The organism is Nonomuraea fuscirosea (genome assembly GCF_003001935.1).
Classification (GTDB): Bacteria; Actinomycetota; Actinomycetes; order Streptosporangiales; family Streptosporangiaceae; genus Nonomuraea; species Nonomuraea fuscirosea.
The window spans coordinates 791,130-799,443 of the sequence record NZ_PVNG01000002.1 but is presented as its reverse complement, the minus strand read 5'-3'; the positions used below and the strand labels follow the sequence as shown (position 1 = coordinate 799,443).

At 72.9% G+C, this 8,314-nt stretch carries 8 protein-coding genes; 6 read left to right on the top strand and 2 right to left on the bottom strand.

The window, feature by feature from the left end:
• On the bottom strand, window positions 1–1,306 hold a 1,306-nt coding region (locus B0I32_RS07060), incomplete at its 3' end, for an ATP-binding cassette domain-containing protein (RefSeq protein ID WP_106235994.1).
• Window positions 1,307–1,459: 153 nt separating this feature from the next.
• On the opposite strand from B0I32_RS07060, the gene B0I32_RS07055 reads away from it, so the two are divergent.
• Complete coding sequence (locus B0I32_RS07055; RefSeq protein WP_219911673.1) at window positions 1,460–1,981, top strand: snapalysin family zinc-dependent metalloprotease; 522 nt, start codon at window positions 1,460–1,462, stop codon at window positions 1,979–1,981.
• Window position 1,982: 1 nt separating this feature from the next.
• On the opposite strand, the gene B0I32_RS07050 is transcribed toward B0I32_RS07055, so the two are convergent.
• The gene (locus tag B0I32_RS07050; protein WP_106235991.1) at window positions 1,983–3,812 is read right to left on the bottom strand and encodes a glycoside hydrolase family 3 protein; all 1,830 of its coding nucleotides are present in this window, start codon (window positions 3,810–3,812) and stop codon (window positions 1,983–1,985) included.
• A gap of 289 nt (window positions 3,813–4,101) precedes the next feature.
• Between B0I32_RS07050 and B0I32_RS57490 the strand changes: the two genes are divergently transcribed.
• From B0I32_RS57490 to B0I32_RS07030, 5 genes are all read left to right on the top strand, one after another.
• Window positions 4,102–4,263 carry a hypothetical protein gene (locus B0I32_RS57490; protein WP_181307105.1) on the top strand — a complete coding sequence of 54 codons (162 nt, stop codon included), beginning with the start codon at window positions 4,102–4,104 and terminating at the stop codon, window positions 4,261–4,263.
• Window positions 4,264–4,332: 69 nt separating this feature from the next.
• Entirely contained in the window at window positions 4,333–5,712 is a 1,380-nt protein-coding gene (locus B0I32_RS07045) for a glycosyltransferase (RefSeq protein WP_106235989.1), read from the top strand.
• A 72-nt stretch (window positions 5,713–5,784) separates the two neighbouring features.
• Window positions 5,785–6,198 (top strand): peptidase inhibitor family I36 protein, encoded by a 414-nt coding sequence (locus B0I32_RS07040; protein WP_219911672.1) that lies wholly within the window; start codon window positions 5,785–5,787, stop codon window positions 6,196–6,198.
• Window positions 6,199–6,366: 168 nt separating this feature from the next.
• Entirely contained in the window at window positions 6,367–7,395 is a 1,029-nt protein-coding gene (locus B0I32_RS07035) for a saccharopine dehydrogenase NADP-binding domain-containing protein (RefSeq protein WP_106235987.1), read from the top strand.
• A gap of 55 nt (window positions 7,396–7,450) precedes the next feature.
• Window positions 7,451–8,290, top strand: a complete 840-nt coding sequence (locus B0I32_RS07030) for an NAD(P)H-binding protein (protein WP_106235985.1) — start codon at window positions 7,451–7,453, stop codon at window positions 8,288–8,290.
• Window positions 8,291–8,314 lie beyond the last annotated feature (24 nt).

Sequence of the window (8,314 nt, the reverse complement as noted above, 5' to 3'; positions counted from 1 at the left end):
CGGTGCCGGTGTCGGGTTCGTACAGGCCGGACAGGATCTTGGCCAGGGTGGTCTTGCCCGAGCCGTTCTCCCCGACGAACGCGATCACCTCACCCTGCTTGATCTCCACCGACACCCCGCGCAGCGCCGGCGACTCGGCGCCCGGATAGGTGAAGGTGACGTCGTCAGCGGTGATGCGCTCGAAGGTGTCGGGGGCAGGTAGCGGCCTGGGGCCGGTCAGGCGTCGCTCCGCGTCGGCGCAGAAGTCGAGGAAGTCGGTGAAGTAGAGGCCCTGCTCGTAGAGGCGGTTGGTGGCGTACATGAGGCTGAGCAGCGACGACTGACCCGAGCGGATGGCGAGGACCGCGGTGCCGGCCACCGCGAGCGGGATGGCGGCGACGGTCAGCAGCACACCGAGCGCCACGTAGACCAGGCCCGTGCCGAGGCCGCCGAGCGCCTCGCCGACGAGCCTGGCCGTCATCTGCCGCCGGGCCAGGCGCAGCATGACCTCCTGCTCGGCGCGGGCGACGGTGTCGTAGACCCGGAGCAGGAAGCCGCGCATGGTGAACGAGCGCACCTCGGCCGCGTTGTCGCGCTCGGCGAGCAGGCCCGCGAGGATCCACTTGCGGCGGCGGGCGGGGATCAGGGAGTACATCGTCGAGTAGCGCATCCGCGCGCTGCGCACCGCGGCCCAGGCGTCGGGCAGCACGGCCAGCAGCAGGAGCGGGAGCAGCACCGGATGCAGCACGCCCAGCACGCCGGCCGCCGCGGCGATGCCGACGGCCGCGGTCACCACGCCGACGGCCGAGCCCACCACCGGGTCTGCCACGGACACGCCGCGGCTGCCCGCGCGTTCGAGCGCGTCGTGGAAGTCGGGGTCGTCGTAGGCGACCAGCTCCACCCGGCTGGTCAGGCTGTAGAGGCGTTCCTCGGTGTGGCGGGTGATCTGCGGGGTGAGGCGGGACTGCGCCCAGCCCGCGCCCGCCTGCGTCGCCGTGCGCAGCACCGCCGCGCCCGCGACCAGCGCCAGGCTGGGCAGCGCGGCCACGACGCGGTCGGGGGTCGGGCCCTCGCTGAACAGCGCGGTCAGCACTCCCGTGGTGGCCAGCAGGCCGAACGCGGTGAACACCCCGCCGAGCAGGTTGAGCGCGACCGTGGCCAGGGTGTCGCGCGGGCTCGCGGCCCAGGCCATCCGCAGCGCCTGGCCGACGAGCGAAGGGAGCCTGCCCGCGATGGTCAGGAAGCCGACCTCGGCCATCTTGTCGGTGTGGGCGTTCCAGCCGGTGAGAGCGATCTCGCCGAACTCGAGCGGCTCCTCGTTCTGCATGCATCGAGTCTGCACGCGGCCACCGACAGTTCCGCAAGACACGGTGCCCACCCGCTGCGGCCATATCACCGTGATAGGGGCAAGCTGACAGCTCTTCGGGAGGACGGAGCGCGCATACCGTTCACAGCACCCCCCACTCCCCCAGGAGGATCCGTGTCACGACCTCTCCGCCTCATGCTGAGCGCCCTGCTGACGCTGGCGTTCCTGCTGGTCACCGCGCCCGCGCAGGCCAGTGCGCTGGTGACGGTGCTCAGGTACGACGCCGGCCGGGCCGCCGAGTTCAGCGCCACCGTGGACCAGGCCGCGCAGGTGTGGAACGCCAGTGTCGCCAACGTCCGGCTGGTCAGGGGCACGCCCGCGCACTTCGTCGTGCTCGCCGACAACGGCTGGCCCAGGGCCCTGCCCACCAGCCTGGGGCGCGGCACGATCTGGATGGGCCGGCAGGCCGTCGACCAGGGCTACAACCGGGTGCGGATCGCCACCCACGAGATCGGCCACATCCTGGGCCTGCCCGACCGGCGCACCGGGCGCTGCACCGACCTGATGTCCGGCTCCAGCGCGCCCGTGAGCTGTACCAACGCCAACCCCAGCGCCGCCGAGCGGGCCGAGGTCGATCGCAACTTCGCCGGTGGGACGCCGCTGGTCGAGTTCGGCCGGGTGCACACGGACCGGTGACCTACGTGAGTCCGTACCCCTGCGCGAACAGCGGTGTCTGGCCGTCCCCCGCGTTGATCGGCTGCTGGGAGAAGGACCTCATCCAGGTCATGGGCAGCCGGCCGGTCGGCGGGACGACCCCGAAGAGCACGTCGGCGACGCCCTGTCCCTCGGTGCCGGGCAGCCAGGCGGCCACGGCGGCGTTCCAGCCGGGCAGCTCGGCGGCGATGTCGAGGGGGCGGCCGGAGACGAGCACCACGACGACGGGCACGCCCGAGGCACGCAGGGTGGCGATGGTGCTCAGGTCCGCGGCGTCCAGGGCGAGCCCGCCGGGCCGGTCGCCCCGGGTCTCGGCGTACGGGGTCTCGCCGACGACGGCGACGGCCACCCGGTAGGAGCCGTCGATGCCGCTGCCGTCACTGCTGTAGGTGACGGTGGCGGCGGACCCGACGGTGTTCCTGATGCCCTGCAGGATCGTGGTGCCGGGGGTGACGGCGCCGGACAAGCCCTGCCAGGTGATCGTCCAGCCGCCGCTCTGGTTGCCGATGTCGTCCGCGTTCTTCCCCGCCACGAAGATCCTGCCGCCGGTCCTGGCGAGGGGCAGCACGCCGCCGGCGTTCTTCAGCACGACCTGCGATTTGGCCACCGCCTCGCGGGCCAGGGCCCGGTGCGCGGCGCTGCCCACGCTCGCCGTGTACGAGCGGTCGGTCAGGGGCCGCTCGAACAGGCCGAGCTCGAACTTCTTGGTCAGCACGCGCCGCACCGCGTCGTCCACCCGCGCCGTGCTCACCCGCCCGGCCCGCACTTCCGCGCGGAGCAGGTCGATGAACCTGCGCCATTCGACCGGCACCATCACCATGTCGACGCCGGCGTTGACGGCGGTGCGCACGTCGAGCGCGGAGGTGCCACGGAGGCCGTCGATCTGGTCGATGCCGTTCCAGTCGGAGACGACGAACCCGCCGAAGCCCAGCTCCTCCTTGAGCACCGTGGTGATCAGGTAGCGGTGTCCGTGCAGCTTGACGCCGTTCCATCGGCTGAACGAGATCATCACCGAGCCGACCCCGCGCCGTACGGCGGCCTCGAACGGCGGCAGGTGGACGGCCCGCAGGTCGGCCTCGGACAGCCGGGTGTCGCCCTGGTCGGCGCCGCCCGCGGTGCCGCCGTCGCCGACGTAGTGCTTGGCGGTGGCCAGCACGGAGGCGGGGCCGTCCAGCGTCTCGCCCTGCAGCCCGGTCACGATGGAGGCCATCGACGCGGGCAGGTCGGGGGTCTCGCCGAACGACTCGTACGTACGCCCCCACCGGTCGTCGCGCGCCACGCACAGACAGGGCGCGAAGTTCCAGTCGATCCCGGTGCCGGACACCTCCTCGGCCACGGCCCGCCCGATCCGCTCGGCCAGGCCGGGGTCACGGGTGGCGCCGAGGCCGATGTTGTGCGGGAAGATCGTGGCCCCGGCCACGTTGTTGTGGCCGTGCACGGCGTCCACGCCGTACACGAGCGGGATGCCGAGCGGCGTCGCCAGGGCGGCCTTCTGGTAGCCGTCGTACATGTCCGCCCAGCCGGCCGCCGTATTGACCTGCGGCGCGGAGCCGCCGCCCGACAGGACCGAGCCGAGCCGGTACGCGGTGACGTCGGCGGCGCTGACCGAGGCGCGCTCGCCCTGGGTCATCTGGCCCAGTTTCTCCTCCAGCGACATCCGGGACACGAGGTCGGCGACCCGGACGGGCACCGGAAGGGCGGGGTCCTGGTAGGGGAAGGCCGCCGTGGCGGTCGCCGGCGGCATGACCAGGCCGGCCGCGACGAGCACGAGCACCGCGGCCCCGCTCCTCCATCTGCTGCTTCGGTTGCTCATTGCAGGCTGCTCCGGCCGGCTCGAAGGGTTGTCGGAAGCGTCCCCACAGGCACTGTAGGCTCCAGGGCCCGAGTCTCCCGGCCCGGCCCGCCGCACCGGCCGGAGCGGTGACGGCACCAGCGGAAACGGGCCGGGAGGCGGTGAAAGTTTCACCGCCGCTTGACCGGCCCGCGCGTCCCTTCCGCGGCCCGCTGTTGCACGGGCCTTTAAGCGGCCAAGGGGTTAGGTGAACCCGCCTCCGGCTAGGTCGCCAGCGTCACCTCGATCCCGCGTGGAGAAGGAGTGCCGCATGGCGTACGGATCCCTGGCCGGTTTCGGCGGCGGTGTGGCCGTGGCCGCGCTCGCGGGCGGGCACCCCTGGCTGGTCGCCGGCTGTCTGTCACTCGTGCTGGCCGGGGCCTTCGCGGTGCGCGCCGGGTTCCGGCGCGGCCGGGGCCCGATGTGCCGCTGACCCCGCGCTTCCCGGCCGCGACAAACGGACAGCACACCGAAACCGGCAGGACGACGGAACGGACTGGACATGGCCGCACCACGAAAGCTCACCGCCCGGTACGCCGGATCGGGAAAGCTCCTCGTCCTCGGCGCGCTCGCGGTCGCGGCGCTCGCCGGCTGGGGCGTCACCCGTCTGGCCATCCTGACGGGGACGGTCGGCGACCGCCCGTACGAGCTGCCGCTGGTCTGGCTGACCGCCTCGCTGCTGCTGTGGTGGCTGCCGCTGGCCTGGCTGGAGCGGCCGGTCACGGTCCCGCCGGGCGCGCGGAAGCGGATCGACGCCCTGCGGGTGACCGTGCAGGTCCCCGTCTACAACGAGGACCCGGAGGCGCTGCGCGCGTGCCTGCGCTCGGTGCTGACGCAGAGCCGGCCGGTGAACCGGGTGCGGGTGGTGGACGACGGCTCGGCTCTGGCGGGCGAACCCGTCTCCTACGACGACGTACGCCGCGACTTCGAGTGCGAGGCCATGCTCCGCGGCATCGAGACGACCTGGGACCGTACCGCCAACCGGGGCAAGCGCTTCGCCCAGATGCACGTGCTGGCCGAGGACGACGGCGACGTCTTCGTCACCCTCGACAGTGACTCCGTGCTCGACCGGCACGCCGTCAGGGAGGGTCTGGCCCCGTTCGCCGATCCTCGGGTGCGCTCGGTGGCCGGGCAGGTGCTGGTGCTGAACCGCGCCGCCGGCCTGCTCGCCCGGCTGACCGGGGTGCTGTACCTGCCCTTCACCCGTGGCCTGCGCAGCGCCCAGTCGGTGCTGCGCCGGGTGACGATGAACTCGGGCGCGCTGGCCTTCTACCGGGCGGACGTCGTCCGCGCCTGCGCCGGCGCGTACGAGAACGAGTGTTTCCGCGGGCGTCCGATGCAGATGAACGACGACTCCATGCTCACCTTCTACGCCTCGTTGTCCGGGCGCACGGTGCACCAGCCGTCGTCGATGGTGTTCACGCTGGCCCCCGAGCGTTTCGGCCACTACGCCAAGCAGCAGCTGCGCTGGATGCGCGGCACCGCCGTGCGGCACCTGTGGTGGCTGCGTTACCAGCCGCTGACCGGGCCGGTCTTCTGGACCACGGTCGCGGAGTACCTGCATCTGCTGCTCGCCCTGGCCGTCCCGGTCGTGCTGGTCGCCGACCCGGCGTACCGGGGGCGGCTGGGAGAGCTGGCCCTGGCGGCGGCGCAGGTCGGGGTGGCGATGAACTACCTGATGGCGCTGCGGCTGTTCACCGTGCACCGCTCCGACGAGAGCGCGGGCGCGCGGCTGCTCGCTTTCGCGCTGGCCCCGCTGGCCGCCGTCTGGCGGTCGCTGGTGCTGCGCCCGATGTACGTCTACGCGCTGCTGACCTGCCGGCGGGTCAACCGCTGGGGCACCCGCGGCTCGGTCGAGGTGTCGCTCAGCACGGCGGCGTAAGTCAACCCCTTTCCTGACAAGATCGCGCGTTGTATGTTCGAGCCGAAAGAAAGTTTCGGCCATGGAGGCACTGTGGGCAAGAAGTTTCAGATTCTGGCGTTACCGCTGGCTGTCGCGGCCCTGACGGCCGTGGCCGGGCCGGCCCAGGCCGCCGACGGGTACGACCGCTGCCAGGAGGGCTACTACTGCATGTTCTCCGGGCTCGACGGCACCGGGGACATCATCCAGATCCAGGGGAACACGCCCGACCTTGCCGCGCTCGGCATGGCCGACCGGGGCAAGTCCGACTGGAACCGTACGGGCTCCTGGATCCACCTCTACTCCGAGGCCGCCTACGGCGGCTGCACGGCGGTGACCAGCCCGCGCGGCAAGGGCAACTTCTACGTCGACTTCCGCGACTTCTGGAACTCCGTCCGCTTCGACGGCCAGAACGGCCCGTCCTGCGGGATCACCCTCAAGGGCTCGGTGCCCGACTCCCACGGCTGACCCGGCTCTCCCCGGCTGACCGTCTGCTCCGCCTGACCGGGGTCACCCGGCGGCCGGCCTCCACGGAGGCCCGGCCGCCGGTTCGGGTTTTCGCTCACTGATTCGGATTCTCATTGACTCGATGGGAAATTGTCGAACATAGTGACGTGAAACCGAGGAGTTGTAGCCATGTCATCACCGCACATCGCCGTCTACGGCGCCACCGGCCACACCGGGCGCCTGGTGGCGGCCGACCTGCGCGCCCGGGGCCGGGACGTCATCCTGGCCGGCCGCGACGCCGGCGCTCTCAAGGCCCTGTCCGACGAGCTCGGCGGGGCGCCCGTCCACCAGGCCGCGCTCGACGACCCCGCCGCCTTACGTGAGCTGGCCGGCCGGGCGGCGGTGCTGATCCACTGCGCGGGCCCGTTCACGCACACCGGCAAACCGGTCGCCACGGCCGCCGCCGAGGCCGGCTGCCACTACGTGGATCACGCCCTGGAACAGCACCACACGAAGTGGATGTTCGACACCATGACGGAGCCGGCGCGGGCGGCGGGCGTCACCATGGTCACGGCGATGAGCTTCTACGGCGGGCTGGGCGACCTGCTGGCCGGGGCCGTGGCCGCCGGGATGGCCGGGATCGAGCGGGTGGTGACCGCGTACGCGGTGAGCGGCTGGCGGCTGACCACGGGCGCCAGGGCGACGGCCGAGCTGCTGTTCGCCGACACCCAGCGGATCACCTTCGCCGACGGGGTCCAGCGGGTCGGCTACGTCGAGCCGCGCAACGCCGTCTTCCCGTTCCCGCCGCCGCTGGGGCCGCGCACGATGATCGCCCCCGTGCCGTTCTCCGAGGTCGTCACCGTGCCGAGGCACGTGCGGACGGCGCGGGTGGAGGCGCAGCTGACGGCGGCCACGTTCGAGGAGGAGCAGGCGTTCACCAGCGAACACGTGGACGCGGCCACCCGGGCGGGCTCCGATTTCACGGTCGCCGTGCAGGTGATCACCGAGGGCGGCGGCCGGGCGGGGCAGGCGCGCGGGCGGGACCTGTGGCGCATGAGCGCCCTGACCTCGGTCGAGGCCGCCGTCCGGCTGGCCGACGGCCTGGGCCCGGATCAGCCGGGCGTGTACTCCCCGGCCGAGGCGTTCCCCGCCGAGCCGTTCCTGCGCGACCTGGAGCGCCTCGGCCTGTTCACGTTGAGCCTTGAGGAGCGCCGATGAACCCGGTCCTGCCGAGCCTCCCCCGGCCGGCCACCCCGAGCCTTGGGGAGCGGCGATGATCCTGGTCACGGGAGCGGCCGGCGGGCCGCAGGGCTCGACCGGGCGGCACGTCGTGGACCTGCTGCTGCGCCGCGGCGAGGCCGTGCGCGCCTTCGTCCACACCGACGACCACCGGGCGCGGGAGCTGCGCGAGCTCGGCGCCGAGGTGGTGACAGGCGACCTGTGCGAGATCGCGTCGGTGCGCCCGGCCATGCGCGGGGTCAGGCGGGCGTTCTTCACCTACCCGGTGACGGCGGGCCTGCTGGAGGCCACCGGCGCGTTCGCGGCGGCGGCCAGGGAGGAGGGGGTCGAGCGGGTCGTCGAGGTCTCCCAGCTCGACGCCTCCCCCGAGGCGGGCACGCCCAGGATGCGCCGCCACTGGGTGTCGGAGCAGGTCTTCGACTGGGCCGGGGTGGGCGCGGTGCACCTCCGGGCCGCGGTGTTCTTCGAGAACCTCGCCGTCGTGGCCGCCGCGGCGGGCCGGCTGGCGCTCCCCCTCGGCCCTCCCGAGACGCTGATCCCGCTGGTCGCGGGCGAGGACGTGGCCAGGGTCGGCGCGGGGCTGCTGCTCGATCCCGCCCCCGCCGATCCGGTGTGCCTGGTGACGGGGCAGATGGCCACGGCCGGCGAGGCTGCGGACGCGCTCGGGGTGACGTACGAGGACGTGCCGCCCGAGGAGTGGGAGGCGTGGGCGGCGGACGTGTACCGCGACGAGGTCACCGTCGAGCACCTGACCCACCTGTGGGCGCTCTTCCGCTTCATCGGCGCCGCCGACCACCCGCTCTACCGCGTCACCGCGAGCATCGAACGGCACGGCGGCCGGCCCCCGACGACGATCCAGGAGTTCGCGAAATAGACGAAAGACCCCCGGCCGGAGCGG